This window comes from Pseudoxanthomonas sp. Root65 (genome assembly GCF_001427635.1).
GTDB lineage: Bacteria > Pseudomonadota > Gammaproteobacteria > Xanthomonadales > Xanthomonadaceae > Pseudoxanthomonas_A.
On sequence record NZ_LMHA01000001.1, the window covers coordinates 1,449,475 to 1,469,078 of the forward strand.

Here is a 19,604-nt window from a genome sequence, read left to right on the forward strand (position 1 = left end):
TCTGTGCGACGGATTGCGATGTCGAGACGCCAGTCGCGGCGCCGATCATCACGGTCAACAAGAGCGCCGATCCGGCCAATGGCACCACCGTCGAACCGGGCCAAGTGATCACCTACGTGCTGTCCGTCCAGGTTGGCCAGGCGGCCACCCGCGCGGCGGTAACGCTAGTCGATACTCCCGGCACGGGCCTGACGCTGGGCGCGATGCCTGCGGGCTGCGCGTACAGCGGCACCACGCTGACCTGCACCTTGCCGGCCGGTACTGCGGTGGGCATGCATACGTTCACCTACACCGCAACCGTCGATGCCTCGGCCAACGGTCGCGTGTCGAACGTGGTCGTGGCGAGCAGCGGTGACCCGACCGGCGATCCGCCGACCTGCCAGAGCTGCAGCACCGAGCACCAGGTCGACCTGCCCGAGATCCGCCTCAGCAAGACGGCGGGTGCGCGCGAAGTGAAGATCGGCGACCTCGTCCGCTACACGCTGACCGTCGAGAACGTGGGCAGTACCGACCTGGTCGGCGGCCGCATCACCGACACGCCGCCGGCAGGCTTCAGCTATGTCGAAGGCTCGCTGGTGGCCGGCGATGCCGACCGCATGGCGACGGTGTCGGGCAGCCAGCCGATCCGCATCGAAGGCGTGGACGTGCGGGCGGGCGAAACCGCCACGCTGGTCTACGTGATGCGCGTCGGTGCCGGTGTCCGCCCGGGCACGCACGTCAACCAGGCGCAGGCGCGTTCGGGCACTGATGATCCGGTCTCCAACGTGGCCACGGCGGAAGTCGTGCTGACGGCGGATTCGCTGATCGACGACAGCCTGCTGATGGGTACGGTCTTCAACGACCGCGATGGCGACGGTTGGCAGGACAGCGCTGCGTTGAGTGGCGTCAAGGTGCAGGGTGGCTTCGCGCCGGGCGCCTACATCGCCAACTCCACCACGGTGGACCGTGGCGCCGGCCCGCAGCCGGAGCCGGATGCCAGCTCGCCGATGCTGCATGGCATCGCGGTGGGTGCGATTGCGGGCCGCCAGTCGGTGGCCGAGCCGGCCGACGCGCAGGACGTGGTGATCCGCCAGCGCCTGAGCGAGGCCAGCTTCACCGACGACTTCGTGCTGACCAGCGACCAGGGCGTCACCGTGCGCATGGATGCGGCAGGCAATACCCGCGTCGAGCAGTCCGGCGATGCGGCCAAGGGCCTGAATGCCGCCACGCCGACGGTCGAGCGCCGCGTGTCGCAGGGTGAGGGTGGCTATGTGGTCGACTACATCATCCGCAACACCGGCATCGACGAGCGCGGCATCCCCGGCGTGCGCATCGCCTCGGTGGAAGGCCTGCTGATCGAAACCGACCAGTACGGCCGCTACCACCTGGCCGGCATGTCGGGCGGCGCGTGGGAGCGCGGTCGCAACTTCATCCTGAAGGTCGATCCGTCCACGTTGCCGGCCGGTGCCGAGTTCACCACCGACAACCCGCTGCTGCGCCGGATCACCCCCGGTGTGCCGGTCCGCTTCGATTTCGGCGTGAAGTTGCCGGAGCAGGTGATCGAAGGCGGCGTCGAGCAGGTGGAGCTGGAGCTGGGCGACGTGTTCTTCGCCCCTGGCAGCGCCGAGGTGCGTGCGCAATACCTGCCGGTCATCGACGCGATGGCCGCGCAGGTGCGCAAGCACCGGGGCGGTGAAGTGGTGATCAACGCCAACGGCGACAGCGAAGGCCTGGCCTTCCAGCGTGCCGAAGCGGTCAAGACGGCGCTGCTGGCCAAGCTGGACGACCAGGCCGCGAAGGCGCTGGTGGTCAGTGCACGCGGCAACGTCGACGACCCGGGCTCGCTGGTCGTGGGCGTCGACGAGGGCGGTGCCCTGCTGGGCACCGTGCTGTTCGACACCGACAAGGCGGTGATCCGTCCCGAGTTCACGCCCCTCCTCGACAAGATCGCGGCGTCGCTCGAGAAGCGCGGTGGCGGCAGCATCGCCATCGTCGGCCACACCGACCTGCGTGGTTCCCACGCGTACAACACGGCGCTGGGCATGCGTCGCGCCAAGGCCGTCTACGACGCCATCGCCACGCGTCTGAGCCCGGAGGTGCGCGCCAAGGTGCGCGTGGACGCCAGCAACGATCCGACCGCCCCTGTCGGCGTGCGCAAGTGAGGGGGCCGATCATGAAGAAGCGTATGAAGATGAAGCTGCTGGACTACACGCTGATCGGCCTGCTTGCCGGTACCGCGCCCCTTGCCGCGGCGCAGACGTCGGCGCCGCCCGCGCAGGGCGGCGGCACTGCCGCAAAGTCGGTCGACTGCCAGGATGAGGGTTGCAGCAGCGCGGAAGGGCTGCTGTTCCGCCTGCGCACGCGCAGCTACGACAAACCGGTAACGCAGGGAACCGATGCGGGATCGTCTTCCGACGCCCTGCAGCCCGATCGTCGCGTGACCGTGGCGACCGAGCAGCCGGGCAAGGCGACGGCGATGGGCAAGTTCTCCATCGACCTGCCGGGCGGCGGTGTCATCTGGGCGACGGAAGATCCCACGCTGGGCCAGTCCGAGCTGTCGGTGTCCGCACCCACGATGGTCGCCTTCGATGGGCAGCGCATCACCAAGCCGGTGCAGTTCTATGTGCGCGGCAACTATCCGGCCTTCATCCAGCGCCTGGAGATCTCGCTCTACCGCAGCAGCGACGCCGACCTGATCGAGCCCATCGCCACCGTGCCGATGGACGTTGCGGCGGTCAGCCATGCGGACTGGGACGGTGCGCTGCCGTCGAAGTACCCGTTCCGCAAGGGCGATGAACTGGTCTACGTGCTGCGCGCCTATGGCGAAGGCGGCAGCTTCGACGAGACCTATCCGCGCACGCTGCAGTTGGTGTCGCCGGAAGAGGCCGAGCGCGGCACCGACCTGCTTCGTGGCAGCGTTGAGCGCTCGCTGGGCACCGCGCTGAGCGGTGAACAGGCACAGGCGCAGAGCCTGCTGGACAATGTGTTTGCCGACAACGGCCTGCGCCAGCAGAACATCCCGCTGTACGGCTCGCGCATCCGCATCCAGGGTCGCAACATTCCCGAGCGTGACCAGCTGACGATCAATGGCGAAAGCTATCCGGTCGACCTGGAGCGCAAGTTCGTGGCCGAGTATCTGGTCCCGGTCGGCCGGCACCGCTTCGACATCGGCGTGGGCGGCGGCGAAGGTGCGCCGTCGGCCACGCCTGGGTACACGCTGGACGTCGACGTCACCGGGCGCTACTTCTTCGGCGTGGGCCTGGCCGACGTGACCATCGCGCAGAACAAGGTCAGCGGCTCGGGCGCCGCGTTCGCCAACGACACCCGGTACCAGGACGACGTCATCAGCGACGGCCGCCTGGCGTTCTACGGCAAGGCCAAGTACGCCGGCAAGTACCTGGTCACGGCCCAGGCCGACACCACCCAGCGCGACCTGGAGCGCCTGTTCGACGGCTTCACCGAGGCCGATCCGCAGGACATCTTCCGCCGCCTCGACCCGGATCTCTACTATCCGGTCTACGGCGACGATTCCACGACGTACCGCGACGTGGACACCATGGGTCGCTTCTACCTGCGCGTGGACTGGGACAAGAACCAGGCGCTGTGGGGCAATTACAGCACCGGCATCACCGGCACCGAGTACGCGCAGTACCAGCGCTCGCTGTACGGTGCGGCGCTGAACTGGCGCTCCAATGCGACCAACCGCTGGGGCGATCCGGGCAGCGAGCTGCGCGTGTTCGGCTCGCAGGCGGAAACCGCACCGGGCCACAACGAGTTCATCGGCACCGGCGGCAGCCTGTACTACCTGCGCCATACCGACCTGCTGCCGGGCTCGGACGTGGTGACGCTGGAAATTCGTGACCTGACCACTGGCCGCACCGAGAACCGCGTGGTCCTGCAGCGCGGTACGGATTACGAGATCGACGAGCTGCAGGGGCGTGTGCTGCTGACCCGTCCGCTGGCGCAGATCACCCGCGAGAACATCCCCACGCTGACGCGCGACGCGCCGCTGGACGGCTTCGAGCAGCGGCTGATCGTGGACTACGAATGGGTGCCGTCCGGCTTCGATGCCGACGATGTCAGCGCGGGCTTCCGCGGCAAGCACTGGTTCGGCAACCATGTCGGCGTCGGCGCGACCTACGTGCAGGAGAACCGCGCGGGCGAGGACTACACGCTGGCCGCCGGCGACCTGACGCTGCAGGCGGGCAAGGGCACCTACGTCAAGGCCGAATACGCGCAGACCGAATCGTTCGGCGCCCCGGTGTTCTTCTCCGACAACGGCGGCCTGAGCTTCATCCAGCAGAACGACACCGCGCTGTTCCGCGAGGGCGAGGCCAAGTCGCTGGAAGCGCGCGCCAACTTCAAGGAACTGGGCTGGACCGAGCAGGACTGGAGCGTGGGCGCCTGGTGGCGCAACACCAGCGCCGGCTATTCCATCTCCCGCTACGACACCGGCCGGCCGGTGACCGAGTACGGCGCCGAGCTGCTGGGCCAGTTCACGCCCAACCTGGGCCTGTACACGCGTTACACCCGCGCCGAGAGCGGTGCGGAATCGCTGGCGCAGGCACAGGCCACGCTGGAGTGGCGCGTCAACGACGCCAGCACGTTCAGTGCCGAGCTGCGCCGTGTGGACCAGGAAGGCACCTTGGCCGATGCCGCCGGCACGCTGGGCGCGCTGAAGTACCTGCACCGCTTCGGCAGCGCGCTGGAACTGTATGGCATCGGGCAGGTGACGCTGGACGACGACGGCGGCCAGTACGCCGACAACAACGCGCTGACGCTCGGCGGCAAGTACTTGTATGGCAATCAGTCGTCGGTGGGTGCGGAAGTCACCACCGGCGATCGCGGCGAAGGCGCCACTGTCAATGCCGAGCATCGCCTGACCGCGGAGCACTCGGTCTACGGCGCCTACACCTACTCCACCGACACCACCGATTACGAGTCGCTGTTCAACCGCAGCGCGCAGAACGGCTGGACGCTGGGCCAGCGCTGGCGCCTGTCCAACCAGGTCAACCTGTACAACGAAAGCCAGTTCCTGAAGGAGCGCAACGAGTCGGGGCTGGCGCACACGTTCGGCATGGATTTCTATCCCGCGCAGGGTTGGAACCTGGGCTTCACGCTGTCCGATGGCGAGCTCACCAACACCGCCGGCGGCACCATCGACCGGCGCGCGATCAGCATCTCCGGCGGCCGCACCTCACCGGACACCGACTGGCAGAGCAAGCTGGAATGGCGCGAAGACCAGGGCGCCGAGCAGCGCGAGCAGTGGGTCAGCACCCACCGCCTGACGCACAAGATCAACGAAAGCTGGCGCATCGCGGCGCGCCTGAATTACGCCGACACCGAGGACGAACTCGATCCGCTGGCCAGCGCGCGTTTCATCGAGGGCAACGTGGGCTTCGCCTACCGTCCCTGGAACAACCAGCGCTGGGGCCTGTACGGTCGCTACACCTATCTGTACGACCTGGCCACGCTGGGTCAGGTGGGCGGCGCGGATTACGACCAGAAGTCACAGATCCTCTCGTTCGAGGGCGTGTACAAGCTGGACCAGCGCTGGGAGTTCGCCGGCAAGCTGGCGCGTCGCGAAGGCGAAGTGCGCCTGGGGCGCGGCACCGGCGTGTGGCTGGATTCGGCCACCACCTTCGGTGCAGCCCAGGTGCGCTACGACCTGCGCACGAAGTGGCACGCGCTGGCGGAATACCGCTGGCTCGATGTCGACGATGGCGGTACGCGCCAGGGTTTCCTGGTGGGCGTCGATCGCGACCTCGGCAAGAACTTCCGCATCGGCGTGGGCTACAACTTCACCGAGTTCAGCGACGACCTGACCGACTTCGATTACGACCACAAGGGCTGGTTCCTCAACCTGGTCGGCACCTACTGACAGGTTCACCGCGGGCGGGTAATCCCGCCCGTGTCGCGGCCGGCGCCGACGCCGGCCCTCGCGTCAGGACGATGAGGGCGGTGATGCGCCTGGCGATGCTGTGGCCGGCGTCATTGCCGGCGGCTGGTAATGGCGGATCAGCGCGTCGCGGATCATCACGGTGGTGGCGTGCTCGGCACCCAATTGGCGACGGGCTTCCACTAACGCGTCCTGCAGCAGGGTTTCCGCCTGGCGCCGGTCGGTAGCCGGAACGGATCCGGCGCGATCCAGCAACGCCAGCGCCAGCCAGAACCGGGCGCTGGGCGCGGGCCACTGGCGCTGCCGCGCGGCATGCACGGATTCCCGCAGCAGGCCGATGGCGTCCTCCCGCAATGCGCGTGCTCCATCTGCCGTGGCCGTGTTGGCCAGGGCCAGCAGCGCGCGCGCCCGTGTTTCCTTGGCGCCGAGCGTGGCGGGATGGCGCGGGCCCAGCGTCCGCTCAAGCAGCGTGACCGCCTGCGTGGCCAGCGCGAGGCCCTCGCGTGCGTCGCGGCGCATGGCCATGCGAGCCTCCAGCCAAAGGTGCTGCGCGTATTCGGGGTGGCCGGTGCCGTAGGCCTGCGCGATGGTTTGGCGTGCCGCCTGCAGTGCGGCGTCGCTAACCGCTTCGGGGTCGGGTCCCAGCTCAGCGGCCTCCAGCTGCAGGCGCAGGCTGCGTGCGGTGTCGGGGTGCGTCGCGCCAAGGCGCTGGCGGCGGTCGGCGAGCAATGACGCGGCCAGGCGCGCGGCTTGCGGCGGTCGCTGCTGCAGGAGCAACAGCGACAGGCGTGCCTCGTCGATGTCGTCGGCCAGGAGGGACGCCTCCCGCGGCGCGGCGGCGGCGGCGTCCTGCAGGTCGCGCTCGGCGGCGGCCAGATCGAGCAGCTGCAGATGCCACTGGGCGCGCAGCAGGAGCAGCGTGGCGCGGGCTGCCAGCACGCTTTGCGACGACGCGCCGTCGGTGTTTTCCTGCGCGAAGGCGAGCGTGTTGAAGGCGGTGTCGTACTCGGCCAGCCCCCAGTGCGCGCGGGCCAGCTCGACCAGCAGGCCGAGCGTGGCCGGGTCGGCGGCCGATTGCGCTCCGGCCGACTGCGCCAGGCCGCGCGTGGCGATGTCGCGCGCCTCCGCATGCCGGGCCTGGAGGTTGAGCAGCACCGCCAGCATGGCCTGGGTTTCGGCGGATGCCGCGGGATCGTCCGCCAGCAGGCGATGGGCTTCGCCGGCCAGCGCGAGGGCATGGGCGTAGTCGCCGAGCGCCGCATAGCTGCGCGCCAGGGATGCCATCGCCCGTGCCTTGATCGCCGGGTTGGAGCGCAGCGGCAGGTCGCGCAGCTGCTGCTCGGTGAGTTGCAGCATGTGGCGCGAGGACGGGCGCGCATCGGCCAGGCCCGACAGCGTCACCGCACCCAGCGTCTGCTCGAACACGGCCGACACGGCCTGCATGTCGCGCAGCTCCTGGCGGTCGCGGACGTAGGACCAGCCGACCACGCTGGCGCCCCCGGTCGCCACCAGGACCACGCCACCGGCGAGCATGCAGGCCAGTGCATTGCGTTGCACGAAGCGCCCGGCCACGTAGGCACGACCGCCGCCGCGGGCCATCACCGGGCGTCGTGCCAGCCAGTGTTGGAGATCATCGATCAGCGCATCGACGCTGGCATAGCGGTCCGCAGGGGCATGCGCCACGGCCGTCAGCGCAATGGCGTCCAGGTCGCCGCGCAGGCGCGCCTGGAGCCGGCGCGGGCTGCGCAGGGCGCGTTGCCATGCAGTATCGGCCGAGGCCGTCGACGCCAGCGCCGAGGGTGCCCTGGCCAGTGCAGGGGCCGGGCGGCCGAGCAGGCCGGCATGCAGCGGTTGCAGCGGGCGCGGCCAGTCCCCGACCAGCAACTGGTACAGCACCACGCCGATCGAATAGATGTCGCTGGTGGCCGTGGCGATGCCGCCCGCGAGCACTTCAGGTGCCGTGTAGCCGTTGGTGATGGCGAGGCGCGGCACGTGCTCGCGATCCAGGCCATCGATCATCGCCGACAGCCCGAAGTCGATCAGGTGCACGCGGCCATCGGCGGACACCAGCAGATTGCTTGGCTTGATGTCCTGGTGCAGCACGCGCCGGCCGTGCGCGTACTGCAGCGCCTGGCAGGCCTGCAACAGCAGGCGGACGCGCGCGGCCAGCGGGAGGCGCTGCTGGTTGGCATACGCGTCCATCGCCGTACCGTGCACCAGGCGCATGGCGAACCAGGGCCGGCCATCGTCCTCAATGCCGCCATCCAGCAGCGCGGCGATGTGCGGGTGGTCCAGCTGGGCCAGGTGGTGGCGCTCGCGGGTGAAGGCCTCGATCAGCGCCGGCGTGGACATCTCGGCGCGCATGCACTTCAGCGCGACCTGTTTTTCGTACTGGCCATCGGCCCGGCTGGCCTCGTAAACCGTTCCCATGCCGCCGGACTCCAGCACGCGGACGATCCGCCATGGGCCGAGACGGTTGCCGATGCGGTCTGTCGCTGCGTCGGCGTCGGTCGGCGACTCCAGCAGCGCATCAAAGGCAACGTCCTCAAGCGGATGCGCCACGGCATCCGCCGCCAGCAGCCTGAGCAGCGCGTCGTGGAGCGCGGGCTCGTGTGCCTGCAGGCGCTTGAGTGCGATGGATCGTTGCGGCGGCGCAAGCTCGGCGAACTCGTCGAACAGCGCTAACGCACGGACTTCCAGTTCGGACATCGTCGACGGTCGGTGGAAAGCGGGATGTCACACATGCCGGCAGCGAGGCCGCATGGCCTTGCGCCGTGAGGGTATCGCGCTTCGCGCCGTGGCGGAGATCGGGGAGGGGTGGCGCGCCTGGAGGGATTCGAACCCCCGACCAATGGCTTCGGAAGCCACTACTCTATCCGGCTGAGCTACAGGCGCACGGGACGGGCATTCTAGCCGCAAACCGGTGCGGATGGCCCAGTTCCACCCGCACGCACGAGGATCCGGGCCAGCGGACCGGCCTGCTACCCTTTCCCGCATGGACCTCGAGCGTTTTGAAGAGAAGGGTGCGCCGCGCTGGCGGGAGCGGCTGGGCCAGTACTGGAAGCTGGTGCGCGGCGACCGGCCGATCGGCGTGCTGCTGCTGCTGTGGCCCACGTGGTGGGCGTTGTGGTTGGCGGCCGATGGCGTGCCGCCGGCGTGGACGCTGTTCGTGTTCACCGCCGGCGTGTGGCTGACGCGATCGGCGGGATGCGTGATCAACGACTACGCGGATCGCTGGCTGGATCCGCAGGTGGAGCGCACGCGCGGGCGTCCGCTGGCGACCGGCGCTGTCTCCGGGCGCGAAGCATTGGCGGTGTTCGCGGTGTTGATGCTGGCGGCGTTCGCGCTGGTGCTGACGATGAACCGGCTGACCATGTGGCTGAGCGTCGTAGGCCTGTTCCTGGCGGCCAGCTACCCCTACCTGAAACGCCATACCTACCTGCCGCAGGTCTACCTGGGGCTGGCATTCGGCTGGGGCATCCCGATGGCGTTCGCCGCCGTGCAGGGCGAGGTGCCGACGGTGGCCTGGGTGCTGTATGGCGCCAACATCCTGTGGGCGACCGCTTACGACACCTGGTACGCGATGGTCGACCGCGAGGACGACATCCGCGCCGGGTCGAAATCCACCGCCATCCTGTTCGGCGATCTCGACCTGGCGATCCAGGGCGTGCTATACGCGCTGGTGCTGGTGGCGCTGTATCTGGTCGGCGATCAGGCCGGCCTGGGCGCGTACTACTGGGCGGGCCTGTGTGTGGCGGCGATGCTGGCCGCGTGGGAGTTCGTCATGGCGCGTCATCGCGAGCGTCAGGCGTGCTTCCGCGCCTTCCTGCACAACAACTGGATCGGTGCGGCGGTGTTCGCCGGACTGGCGTGGGATCTCGCCCGCTGAGCGGTCGGCCGCGTTCATGGCGGCCGCGCAAGAGTGTGATACCGTTCACACTATTGATGTGACATCGCGTATCGCACGGCATGACAAAACAAGACAGGGGCGTGGGAATCGCCGTATTCCCTTCGATCGGGGGCGGCCGTTGGTGGATCGGCGCGATGCTGGCGATGTGCGTGCTCAACGCGGCTGCCCAGACCGTGCGGTGGGAGGACTACCGGGGAGATAGCCGTGTCGGCGCGGTGTACACCGGCCCGGCAGGCGCGCCGACGTTCGCCAACAACACCGGCACCGGCGCGGCACGGCTGGATGCCTTGCGGGCCATCGCCAGCAATCCGGCCAATGCCGTGCGGACCGGCACGGCGGCGGACATCAACTACCGGCAGGCCGCCAACCATCTCTGCAACATGGATTCGCCGGCCGCCAGCGTCGCGTCCTGCAGCCTGCAGGCGATGGGGCGCGTGTCGTATGCGCTGATCCAGTTCCCGCTCGCGGGCGCCTACAACGTCAGCATCGCCAACGACGACAATGTGGAAGTCGGCTTTTCCAGCGACTACGCCAACACCTCCTACCGCAGCGCGTCTTACGACGTACCCGTCGGCACGGTCAACGACTACACGGCGAACGAGAATACCTACGTCAGCCTCGGGAACTTCACCGCCGCCAATGCCAACAGCTGCGCGCTGGTGCGCGTGTACTGGCTGAACCACGGGGGCATCAACTTCGCCCGGTTGCGGTGGACGCCGCCCGGCAGCGCCACCCCGGTCATCATCCCGGCCAGCGCGTTCCGCGATCCCGCCGCCGCTGCCAGCGCCAACGGCTGCAACGGTTCCATCACCGGCAACGGCACCACCCTCACGCTGAACAAGGCGCTGGGCGCGCCGCGCGCCGCCGCCAGCGACCAGTTCACCGTACAGATCGGCACCACGACGACGGGCGGCACGCTGCGTGAAGCCACCACATCCGGCGCCGGCGTCGGCCAGCAGGCCAGCACGGGGGCCCTGGCGGTAACCACCGGGACGACCTACTACCTGCGCGACACCATGGCGACCGGCAGTGCGTCGACGCTGGCCGGTGCGTACACCGCGTCGATCGGCTGCACGCGCAATGGCACGGCGTTCACGCCGGCCGGCGCATCGCCCACCTGGAGCGTCACGCCGGCCGCCAACGACCAGATCGTCTGCACCATCACCAATACCGCGCGCCCGATCCTGCGGCTCAGCAAGGAACTGCCCGACGGCCGCCTGCTGGCCACGGACCAGTTCACGCTCGCCATCGCCGGTAGCGGCGCAGGCGCCAGCGCTTCGGTGACGACCACGGGCGCCACCAACACGCCGACACAGACTGCCATCGTCAGCCCGGCGACGGCGGGCGCCAGCTATACCTTTTCCGAAACCGGGGCCGGCGTCGCCAACCTGGCCGACTACACGACGACCTACACCTGCAGCAACGCGCGCACTGGCGGGTCCGCACCCAGCGGCAGCGCCACCTCCTTCACTTTTTCGCCGGTGGCGGGCGACCAGCTCAGCTGCGTCTTCCGCAACGTGCGCATTCCGCGCACCGACGTGTCCATCGTCAAGGCCGCCAGTCCCACGACGGCCCGGTCCGGCAGCGTGGTGACCTACACCCTCACTGCCAGCAATCCCGGCCCCAGCGCCGCCAACGGAACGATCATCCGCGACACGCCGGGTACCGGCCTGGATTGCGCCGATCCCGCGACCACGGCGGTGTGTGCCGCCTCGGGCGGGGCGAGTTGCCCGGGGGCCACGGTCCCGGTGGCGAATCTGACCGGATCCGCCGGCGTGGGCATTCCGACATTCCCCGCGGGCGGACAGGTCGTGCTGACGCTGCAGTGCCGGGTCACCGCGAGCGGTCTGACTCCCTGAAGTAGTGCGTGCCCTCAGGGCACGCGCGCGCAGACCCAGGCATCCACGCGTGTCGCGCCCGCACCCAGCAAGGCGCGGGCAGCCGCGTGCAGGGTGGCGCCGGTGGTCATGACGTCGTCGAGTAGCACGATGTGGCCCGGCGGCGCGCTCTGCGGCGGGACCGCGAAAGCGCGAGCGACATTGCGTTGCCGCTGTACGGCGTCGAGCTCGGACTGCGGCGCGGTCGGTTGCACGCGCTGCAGCAGCTCCGGCCGCAGCGGCAGGGCGAGCCGGGCCGCCAGCGGACGGGCCAGTTCCAGCGCCTGGTCGTAGCCTCGCTCGCGCACGCGGCGGGCGTGCAGTGGCACCGGCACGATCGCGTCCGGCCGCGGCGCCGAAGACAGCGTGCCCGCCATCAGTTCGGCCATCAGCCGCCCGGCGGCCAGGTCGCGATGGAACTTGAAGCGCGGCACCAGCCGGTCCAGCGGGAACCCGTAAACGAAGACCGCCTGCGTCCGCGTCAACACCGGGGGCTTGCGCAGGCAATCGCCGCAGTCGCCGGCGGCCGCCATCGGCACCCCGCAGCGCGGGCACGCACTCGCATTCCAGGGCAGCCGTTCGGTGCAGGAACGGCACAGATCGGCGCCGTTGCTGCCGGTTTCGCGGCAGATCAGGCAGCGGGGCGGGAACAGCAGGCGGATGGCACGACGCCATCCGCCGTCAACTCTCGATGCATCCATGCGGTTGACAGGGCAGGGCCCGGTTTCCAGACTTCCCCGACTGTATTCCGCCGAGGCCACGATGTCCGCACACATTTCCACCGATCCGCCGGTCGTGCGCCATGACTGGCGGCGCGACGAGCTGCTGGCCTTGTTCGACCTGCCGTTTCCCGCGTTGCTGCATCGGGCCTCGACGGTGCATCGCGCCCATTTCGATCCGGCGGAGGTCCAGGTCTCGACCCTGCTGTCGGTCAAGACCGGCGGCTGCCCGGAAGACTGCGCCTACTGCCCGCAGGCGCAGCGCTACGACACCGGCGTGAATGCGCAGAAGCTGATGAATGCCGACGAGGTGCTGGCCAGGGCCGCTCAGGCCAAGGCCGCCGGCGCCTCACGCTTCTGCATGGGGGCGGCATGGCGTTCGCCGAAGGACCGCGACATCCCCAAGGTCGCCGAGATGATCCGCGGCGTCAAAGCGCTGGGGCTGGAAACCTGCGCCACGCTCGGCATGCTCAGCGGGCCGCAGGCGCAGGCGCTGAAGGACGCCGGGCTGGACTACTACAACCACAACCTGGACACGGCGCCGGAGTTCTACGGCGACGTGATCCGCACGCGCGAGTACCAGGATCGCCTGGACACGCTGTCGCGCGTGCGCGACGCCGGCATGAAGACCTGCTGCGGCGGCATCGTCGGCATGGGCGAATCGCGCGACCAGCGCGCCGGCCTGCTGCAGGCGCTGGCCAACCTGCCCGCGCATCCGGATTCGGTGCCGATCAACCGGCTGGTGCAGGTGGCCGGTACGCCGCTGCACGGCACCGCCGAGCTGGACCCGTTCGAGTTCGTCCGCACCATCGCCGTCGCCCGCATCGTCATGCCGGCCTCGATGGTGCGGCTGTCCGCGGGCCGCGAGGCGATGAGCGACGAACTGCAGGCGCTGTGCTTCCTGGCCGGGGCCAACTCGATCTTCTACGGCGAGAAGCTGCTGACCACCGGCAACCCGGATACCGCGCGCGACCAGGCGCTGTTCGCCCGCCTGGGGCTGCGGCCGATGGCGGTGCAGGTGGAAAACGTGCACGACCATCACAGAACCGATGCCCCGGGCAGCGGTACGGTGCATGCCGACATCACCCGTTCCGAGCCGTCCTGCGGCCGGGCGGCGTAAGTCGGGGCAACAGGGGGCAGTAGCGGACGCAGCACGCTGGCGCGGAAACGCGGGCCGGCGTGTCGTCGTCGCTGCCCGCCATGCGCCCCGGCGCCCTCCCATGCCAGGCCCGTCGACATGACCCGCACCGACCTGCACGATCGCATCCTTGCCCAGCGCCAGCAGCGCATCGCGTTGGGCCGGCAGCGGACGCGCCGCACCATCACCCGCCGCGACGGCGTGCGCGTCGAGGTCAATGGCCGCTGGCTGACCGAGTTCAGCAGCAACGACTACCTGGGCCTGGCGCAGCAGTTCGAAGTGACCAATGCGCTGCAGGACGCGGCCGCGCGCGAAGGCGCCGGCGCCGGCGCGTCGCACCTGGTCAGCGGCCACCACGCGGCGCATGAAGCGTTGGAGCGCGACATCGCCGACTGGCTGGGCTACCCGCGCGCCCTGCTGTTCGGCAGCGGCTTCCTCGCCAACCTCGCCGTGCAGCAGGCGCTGCTGGAAGACGGCGACGTCTGCGTGCAGGACCGGCTCAATCACGCCAGCCTGCTCGATGCCACCCGCCTGGCCGGTGCGAAGCTGCGCCGCTACCCGCACCTCGATCCCGAAGGCGCGTTGCGCCAGCTGAAGCTGCAGCCCGAAGGCGCGGCGATGCTGGCCACCGACGGTGTCTTCAGCATGGATGGCGACACCGCGCCGCTACGCGCGCTCAGCCTGGTGGCGCGCATGCAGCAGGCGCTGTTCTTCGTCGACGACGCGCACGGCGTGGGCGTGCGCGGTCCCGAGGGCCGCGGCAGCGTGGCCGAAGCGCGCATGGGCGTGGCGGACGTGCCGCTGCAGCTGGTCACCCTGGGCAAGGCGCTGGGCGGCTACGGCGCCGTGGTGGTCGGCGACGACACGCTGATCCAGCACCTCACCGAAACCGCGCGGCCGTACATCTACACCACCGCCATGCCGCCCGCGCTCGCCACGGCCACGCGCACCGCCGTGAAGCATGCGCGTCGCGACCAGTGGCGCCGCGACAAGCTGCAATCGCTGGTGGACCGCTTCCGCAGCGGTGCCCAGCGCGCGGGCCTGCAGCTGATGGCGTCCGATTCGCCGATCCAGCCGGTGCTGTGCGGCAGCGATGCCACCGCGCTGGCGCTGTCCGCTGCGCTGGACAGCGCCGGTTACCTGGTGCCGGCGATCCGCCCGCCGACCGTGCCGGACGGCAAGGCGCGGTTGCGGGTGACGCTGTCGGCCCTGCATTCGCTGCAGGAGGTGGACGGACTGGTGACGACGCTGGCGTGCTCGTGGGAAGCGGTGCAGCGCGTGCATGGCGCCGTGGCCTGAGGGCGACGCCCGCGGTTCCGGACCGCGCGGGATCGGCGACAATACGCGGCATGCATATCGAAACCCTCGGCAGCGGCCCTTCCCTGGTGCTGCTGCATGGTTGGGCGCTGCATGGTGGCGTGTTCGCGCCGCTGGTACAGCGACTGTCCGACCGCTACACACTCCATCTCGTCGACCTGCCCGGGCATGGCCACAGCCGTGACAGCGCGGTCGCGCTGACCCTGGAGGCCACGGTCGGCGCCATCCTCGCGCGCACGCCGCCGGCCGCGTGGCTGGCCTGGTCGCTGGGTGGCCTGTTCGCCCTGCACGCGGCAGCCTCGTCGCCGCAGGTGCGCGGCCTGGCGATGATCGCCGCCACGCCGCGCTTCGTGCGCGACGCGGACTGGCCGCATGCCGTGGAGGCCCGCGTGTTCGCGCAGTTCGGCGACGATCTCCGCGACGACTACGCGGGCACGCTCGAGCGTTTCCTCGCCCTGGATACGATGGGGTCCGAACACGCCCGCAGCGAACTGCGCACGCTGAAGCACGACCTGTACGCGCGCGGCGAGCCCGCACCGGCCGCCCTGCAACGCGGCCTGCACCTGCTCGAACACACCGACCTGCGCGCGACGCTGTCCACGCTGCCGGTGCCGAGCCTCTGGCTGGGCGGACGCCGCGACCTGCTGGTGCCGTCGAAGGCGATGCGTGCGGCGGCAGAGATCGCGCCGCAGGCGAACTTCGTCGAGATCGCCGGCGGTGGCCATGCGCCGTTCCTCGGCCACGCCGATCGCGTGGCGGTGGACGTGGATCGCTTCCTGCAGTCGCTGCCGCAGGACGCGCTGGCATGAGCACCTTCGACCAGCGCCATATCCGTCGCGCGTTCTCGCGTTCGGCAGCGGGCTACGACGCGGCGGCGGCGTTGCAGCACGAAGTGGAGAAACGCCTGCTGGAATCGCTGGATTACTTCCGCTTGCGGCAGGGCGATGACGCCGCCGATCCGAAGGTGGTGCTCGACGTCGGCTGCGGCCCCGCGCACGCCGCGGCCGCCATGCGCAAGCGCTGGCCGAAGGCGCAGGTGATCGCGCTGGACCTGGCGTTGCCAATGCTGCGCGAAGCGAAGAAGCAGGCCGGCTGGTGGAAACCGTTCCAGCGCGTCTGCGCCGACTTGCGTGCGTTGCCACTGACGGAAGCCAGCGTCGACGTGCTGTTCTGCAACCTGAGCCTGCAATGGGTGGATGACCTGCCCGCCGCGTTCAATGGCTTCCGCCGCGTGCTGAAGCCCGGCGGCCTGCTGGTGTGTTCGACCTTCGGCCCAGAGACGCTGCTGGAACTGCGCGAGGCCTTCGCACAGGCCGACGACACGCCACATGTCAGTCCGTTCCCCCCGATCGCCCAGTTCGGCGATGCGCTGATGCTGGCCGGCTTCCGCGACCCGGTACTCGACCGCGACCGCTTCACCCTGACCTACGACGACCTGCCCGCGCTGATGCGCGAACTGCGCGCGATGGGCGCGACCAATGCACTGCAGCGACGCCGGCACACGCTGACCGGGCGGGCGCGCTTCGCCGCCGCGGCGGCCGCGTACGAGCCCCTGCGGCGCGCGGACGGCAAGCTGCCCAGCACGTGGGACGTCATCTACGCGCACGCCTGGGCACCGCAGCCGGGGGCACCCATCCGCGGACAGGGCGAGGACATCGCGACCGTGCCGCTGGCGAAGATTCCGATCAGGCGGAAAGGCGAATAGCGCAGAACAGGTTGTTCGCCACCCGGGCTCGCTGCGGCTCGTGATGCTTGGCGCCGGCTCAGGGACTATCGCGGCGCACCTGCCGCACCCAGTCCTGCAGGTTGTAGTAGTTGGTGACGCGCGCGATGCGGTCGTCGCGGATGTCGAAAAAGGCGCCGCCCGGCAGCACGTAGGTCTGGCCGTTCGCCGGCGGCAGGCCTTCGTCGGTGTGGTGGTATTCGCCCTGCACGATGTACTCGGCGGCCGCGTGCTGGCCATCCTGGGTGACCATGACGACGATGTCGCGGAGCTGTTCGCGGTAGCTGGCGTTCATGCGGCCGAGGAAGGCCGCGAAGGCCTCGCGTCCGGTTTCGCGCGCGCCCTGGTTCAGGTCGTGCACCACGTCGTCGGTCAGCATGGCCAGCATGCCTTCCCAGTCCCCGCGATTGAAGGCCGCGTAGTAGCTGAGGACGAGTTCGGTGGCGCGGTCCTGCCGGCGCGTGCCGTCGATCTTCATGGTGGAATCCGGTGGGGTGGGTGGCAGGCGGATGATACGCCGCACCCTCAACGCGGAAGTCGATCCCGGTGGAAGAAATAGACTTCCTGCAGCAGGAAACGCCAGCGTGTGGCGAAACTGCGGAAGCGGCTGGTGGGCGTGGGCGAGCCGACCGAGCGGATGCCGAGGTCGCGGCTGATCCGCAGCGCGCGCGCCATGTGCAGCGGGTCGCTGACGATGATGACCGAGTGCAGCTGGTGCTGCTGCATCAGCGTGCGGGCCTGCCGCAGGTTGTCGTGGGTGTTGCGCGACAGCGATTCGATCAGGATCGCCTTCTCCGGCACGCCCTGGCGCAGCGCGTAGCGACGCGCCACCTGCGATTCGGAGAAGCGCGCGCCCACGCCGCCGTAGCCACCGGTGAAGATCAGCGTCGGCGCCAGCCCGCGCTTGTACAGGTCGATGCCGTGGCGGATGCGCTCCTCGAACACCGGGGATGGCTTGGCGTCGTAGGCGGCGGCACCCAGCACGATGATGGCGTCGGCCGGCGCGGCGTCGTCGCGCTGTCCCACCCAGATGATGTAGGCCGCCACGCCCACCAGCCAGACCAGCGCGAGCAGCAGCAGGCGCCAAGCCCAGCCGACCACGCCCCGCCCCGACTTCCGTCGCCGCGCGCTCATGCGGCGCGCTCCCATGGCAACGCCGCCAGATCGACATTGCCGCCGGAGAGCAGCACGCCGACCTGTTGCCCGGCGAAGCGTGCCGGCTGTTGCAGGATCGCCGCCAGCGCGATCGCCGAGGACGGCTCCACCAGCAACTTCAGGCATTGCCACAGCAGGCGCATGGCAGCCAGCGTGTCGGCGTCGGAGACGGTCACCACCTCCACGCCATGCGCACGCAGCAGGGCGAAGTTCGGTTCGCCCAGTGTGCCGCGCAGGCCGTCGCAGACAGTGTCGGGCACGAAGTCGATACGACGCTCGCCTGCCGCCAGGGAGTTGGCGGTGTCGGCAGCGCCCTCCGGCTCGGCACCGACGATGCGGCAGCCCGGCGCGGTGGCCGCTGCGGCGATCGCGGTGCCCGACAGCAGGCCGCCGCCGCCGACCGGGGCGACGACGGTGTCGAGGGGGCCCTGCGCGTTCAGCAGTTCGAGCGCCGCCGTGCCCTGGCCGGCGATCACGTGCGGATGGGTGTACGGATGGATCAGGGTGGCACCGGTGTCGGCCTGCACGCGGGCCGCGGCAGTCTCGCGGGCGTCGATGGTGGCGGCACAGGTATGCAGGTGGGCGCCGTAACGGGCGATGTTGGCGAGCTTGGCCGCATTCGCGCCCTCGGGCACGACCACGTGGCAGGCGATGCCCCGCGTCTGCGCGGCCAGCGCCAGGGCCGCACCATGGTTGCCCGAGGAGTGGGTCACCACGCCACGTGCGGCGAGGGCTTCATCCAGTGCCCACACCGCGTTGCAGGCCCCGCGGAATTTGAACGCGCCGGTCCGCTGCAGCGGCTCCGCCTTGAAGTGGAGCTGGCAGCCGGCCAGCGCGTCGAGGGCGCGGGAGCGCAGGACGGGCGTGGCATGGGCGTGCGGGGCGATACGGGCAGCGGCGGCGAGGACGTCGTCGAAGGTGGGCAGGAGCATCGGCATGGGGAAAGGTTAGCGCATCGTCCCGCGATGAACCTCCGCTTGTGGTTGCGGCCCAGAGCGGCAGGGTTAAGCACGGATTCAAAGCAGCGGGCCGATGCTGCCTTAGCAAAGTAACCGGGGTTCCGCCATGAAGCGCTCAGCTGTTCTGACCATCGCCTTCGCCAGCCTCACCCTGGGTGGTTGCGCCACGTACGACTATGTCGGCGATACCGCGCCCGGCGGCTACTACCATGGCCGGCCCAGCACGCAGTACTACGATCCGTACGGCGGCTACTACGGTGGCAGCGTGTACGGCACGTATGGCGGCTACGGCGGTCCCTACCGCTATGACCGCTATTACGGTTATCCGTACTACGGGTACTACGGTTCGCACTATCCCTACTACCCACCCCGTCCGCCGCGCCCGCCGCGTCCCGACGACCACAACCCGCCGCCCCGTCCGCCGCCGACCAGTGGCGGTGGCAATCGTCCGCCGCCGTGGCGCGACCCGACCGGTCGCTGGCGCGAGGGCGGGGCGCAGCCGATGATCCCCGGGCGCCCCGGCCAGGTCACGCCGTCGCCGAGCCAGCCCCGTGTGAGCGAAGGCGGGTATCGACCCCCGCGCGTGATGCCGTCCCCTTCGATGCCGCGCTCGGCCGAACGGCCGCGCAGCATGGAGCGGGCCGCCCCGCCGCCGCGCGTCGAACATCGCGCCCCGCCGCCGCGCGTCGAACATCGCGCCCCGCCGCCGCGGATGGAACGGCCCGCGCCGCCCTCCCGTCCGGCCCCGCGCGACGATGGCGGCACCCGCCAGCTGGAACGGTGATCCGGGCCCGCTGACCGCCGTCCGTCGCCTTTCCCCTGCCGTTGACGCGATTTCGAGCCTGAGTTGACCGGTAGCGTCGCTTTCTGACGTAAGCGGCAATTAAAGGTTCAATGTCGACGTCCGGTGGGGAAATCTGGATCCCCC

At 69.9% G+C, this 19,604-nt stretch carries 13 protein-coding genes and 1 tRNA gene; 8 read left to right on the forward strand and 6 right to left on the reverse strand.

The window, feature by feature from the left end:
• Window positions 1-2,152 precede the first annotated feature (2,152 nt).
• Window positions 2,153-5,860: a TonB-dependent receptor gene (locus ASD77_RS06360; RefSeq protein ID WP_200947363.1), complete on the forward strand. Its 3,708-nt coding sequence runs from the start codon at window positions 2,153-2,155 to the stop codon at window positions 5,858-5,860.
• Window positions 5,861-5,923: 63 nt separating this feature from the next.
• On the opposite strand, the gene ASD77_RS06365 is transcribed toward ASD77_RS06360, so the two are convergent.
• Window positions 5,924-8,587 (reverse strand): serine/threonine-protein kinase, encoded by a 2,664-nt coding sequence (locus tag ASD77_RS06365; protein WP_055938953.1) that lies wholly within the window; start codon window positions 8,585-8,587, stop codon window positions 5,924-5,926.
• 109 nt (window positions 8,588-8,696) lie between these two features.
• Window positions 8,697-8,773, reverse strand: a tRNA-Arg gene (locus ASD77_RS06370).
• A 100-nt stretch (window positions 8,774-8,873) separates the two neighbouring features.
• Between ASD77_RS06370 and ubiA the strand changes: the two genes are divergently transcribed.
• Together ubiA and ASD77_RS06380 are read left to right on the forward strand one after the other, a co-directional pair.
• Window positions 8,874-9,767 (forward strand): 4-hydroxybenzoate octaprenyltransferase, encoded by an 894-nt coding sequence (gene ubiA / locus ASD77_RS06375; RefSeq protein WP_055938956.1) that lies wholly within the window; start codon window positions 8,874-8,876, stop codon window positions 9,765-9,767.
• A 101-nt stretch (window positions 9,768-9,868) separates the two neighbouring features.
• Window positions 9,869-11,647 carry a DUF11 domain-containing protein gene (locus tag ASD77_RS06380; protein WP_162247603.1) on the forward strand — a complete coding sequence of 593 codons (1,779 nt, stop codon included), beginning with the start codon at window positions 9,869-9,871 and terminating at the stop codon, window positions 11,645-11,647.
• 14 nt (window positions 11,648-11,661) lie between these two features.
• On the opposite strand, the gene ASD77_RS06385 is transcribed toward ASD77_RS06380, so the two are convergent.
• A complete protein-coding gene (locus ASD77_RS06385; protein ID WP_055938962.1) occupies window positions 11,662-12,366 on the reverse strand; it encodes a ComF family protein in 705 nt (234 codons plus the stop codon).
• A gap of 61 nt (window positions 12,367-12,427) precedes the next feature.
• On the opposite strand from ASD77_RS06385, the gene bioB reads away from it, so the two are divergent.
• The 4 genes from bioB to bioC all read left to right on the forward strand — a co-directional run bounded on the left by bioB (window position 12,428) and on the right by bioC (window position 16,544).
• Entirely contained in the window at window positions 12,428-13,504 is a 1,077-nt protein-coding gene (gene bioB, locus ASD77_RS06390; RefSeq protein WP_055938964.1) for a biotin synthase BioB, read from the forward strand.
• Between the two features lie 117 nt (window positions 13,505-13,621).
• Window positions 13,622-14,821: an 8-amino-7-oxononanoate synthase gene (gene bioF / locus ASD77_RS06395; protein WP_055938969.1), complete on the forward strand. Its 1,200-nt coding sequence runs from the start codon at window positions 13,622-13,624 to the stop codon at window positions 14,819-14,821.
• A gap of 50 nt (window positions 14,822-14,871) precedes the next feature.
• Window positions 14,872-15,648: a pimeloyl-ACP methyl ester esterase BioH gene (bioH, locus tag ASD77_RS06400; protein WP_055938971.1), complete on the forward strand. Its 777-nt coding sequence runs from the start codon at window positions 14,872-14,874 to the stop codon at window positions 15,646-15,648.
• On the forward strand, window positions 15,645-16,544 hold the full coding sequence (gene bioC, locus ASD77_RS06405; protein ID WP_055938974.1) for a malonyl-ACP O-methyltransferase BioC: 900 nt from the start codon (window positions 15,645-15,647) through the stop codon (window positions 16,542-16,544). The genes bioH and bioC overlap by 4 nt, the downstream gene beginning before the upstream one ends.
• A 58-nt stretch (window positions 16,545-16,602) precedes the next feature.
• On the opposite strand, the gene ASD77_RS06410 is transcribed toward bioC, so the two are convergent.
• From ASD77_RS06410 to ASD77_RS06420, 3 genes are read right to left on the reverse strand one after another with little or no spacing between them, the layout of a single operon-like run.
• Entirely contained in the window at window positions 16,603-17,040 is a 438-nt protein-coding gene (locus ASD77_RS06410; RefSeq protein ID WP_055938977.1) for a ketosteroid isomerase-related protein, read from the reverse strand.
• Window positions 17,041-17,087: 47 nt separating this feature from the next.
• The gene (locus tag ASD77_RS06415) at window positions 17,088-17,696 is read right to left on the reverse strand and encodes a YdcF family protein (RefSeq protein ID WP_156383493.1); all 609 of its coding nucleotides are present in this window, start codon (window positions 17,694-17,696) and stop codon (window positions 17,088-17,090) included.
• Entirely contained in the window at window positions 17,693-18,655 is a 963-nt protein-coding gene (locus ASD77_RS06420; RefSeq protein ID WP_055938983.1) for a pyridoxal-phosphate dependent enzyme, read from the reverse strand. Before ASD77_RS06420 ends, ASD77_RS06415 begins: the two co-directional genes overlap by 4 nt.
• Before the next feature lie 127 nt (window positions 18,656-18,782).
• On the opposite strand from ASD77_RS06420, the gene ASD77_RS06425 reads away from it, so the two are divergent.
• Window positions 18,783-19,460 (forward strand): hypothetical protein, encoded by a 678-nt coding sequence (locus tag ASD77_RS06425; RefSeq protein ID WP_055938985.1) that lies wholly within the window; start codon window positions 18,783-18,785, stop codon window positions 19,458-19,460.
• Window positions 19,461-19,604: the final 144 nt, after the last annotated feature.

What these genes read in the sequence shown, in the direction of transcription:
- ASD77_RS06360 (WP_200947363.1), top strand. Translation starts at nt 2,153, where the DNA reads ATGAAGAAGCGTATGAAGATGAAGCTGCTGGACTACACGCTGATCGGC.
- ASD77_RS06365 (WP_055938953.1), bottom strand. Translation starts at nt 8,587, where the DNA reads ATGTCCGAACTGGAAGTCCGTGCGTTAGCGCTGTTCGACGAGTTCGCC.
- ubiA (WP_055938956.1), top strand. Translation starts at nt 8,874, where the DNA reads ATGGACCTCGAGCGTTTTGAAGAGAAGGGTGCGCCGCGCTGGCGGGAG.
- ASD77_RS06385 (WP_055938962.1), bottom strand. Translation starts at nt 12,366, where the DNA reads ATGGATGCATCGAGAGTTGACGGCGGATGGCGTCGTGCCATCCGCCTG.
- bioB (WP_055938964.1), top strand. Translation starts at nt 12,428, where the DNA reads ATGTCCGCACACATTTCCACCGATCCGCCGGTCGTGCGCCATGACTGG.
- bioF (WP_055938969.1), top strand. Translation starts at nt 13,622, where the DNA reads ATGACCCGCACCGACCTGCACGATCGCATCCTTGCCCAGCGCCAGCAG.
- bioH (WP_055938971.1), top strand. Translation starts at nt 14,872, where the DNA reads ATGCATATCGAAACCCTCGGCAGCGGCCCTTCCCTGGTGCTGCTGCAT.
- bioC (WP_055938974.1), top strand. Translation starts at nt 15,645, where the DNA reads ATGAGCACCTTCGACCAGCGCCATATCCGTCGCGCGTTCTCGCGTTCG.
- ASD77_RS06410 (WP_055938977.1), bottom strand. Translation starts at nt 17,040, where the DNA reads ATGAAGATCGACGGCACGCGCCGGCAGGACCGCGCCACCGAACTCGTC.
- ASD77_RS06415 (WP_156383493.1), bottom strand. Translation starts at nt 17,696, where the DNA reads ATGAGCGCGCGGCGACGGAAGTCGGGGCGGGGCGTGGTCGGCTGGGCT.
- ASD77_RS06420 (WP_055938983.1), bottom strand. Translation starts at nt 18,655, where the DNA reads ATGCCGATGCTCCTGCCCACCTTCGACGACGTCCTCGCCGCCGCTGCC.
- ASD77_RS06425 (WP_055938985.1), top strand. Translation starts at nt 18,783, where the DNA reads ATGAAGCGCTCAGCTGTTCTGACCATCGCCTTCGCCAGCCTCACCCTG.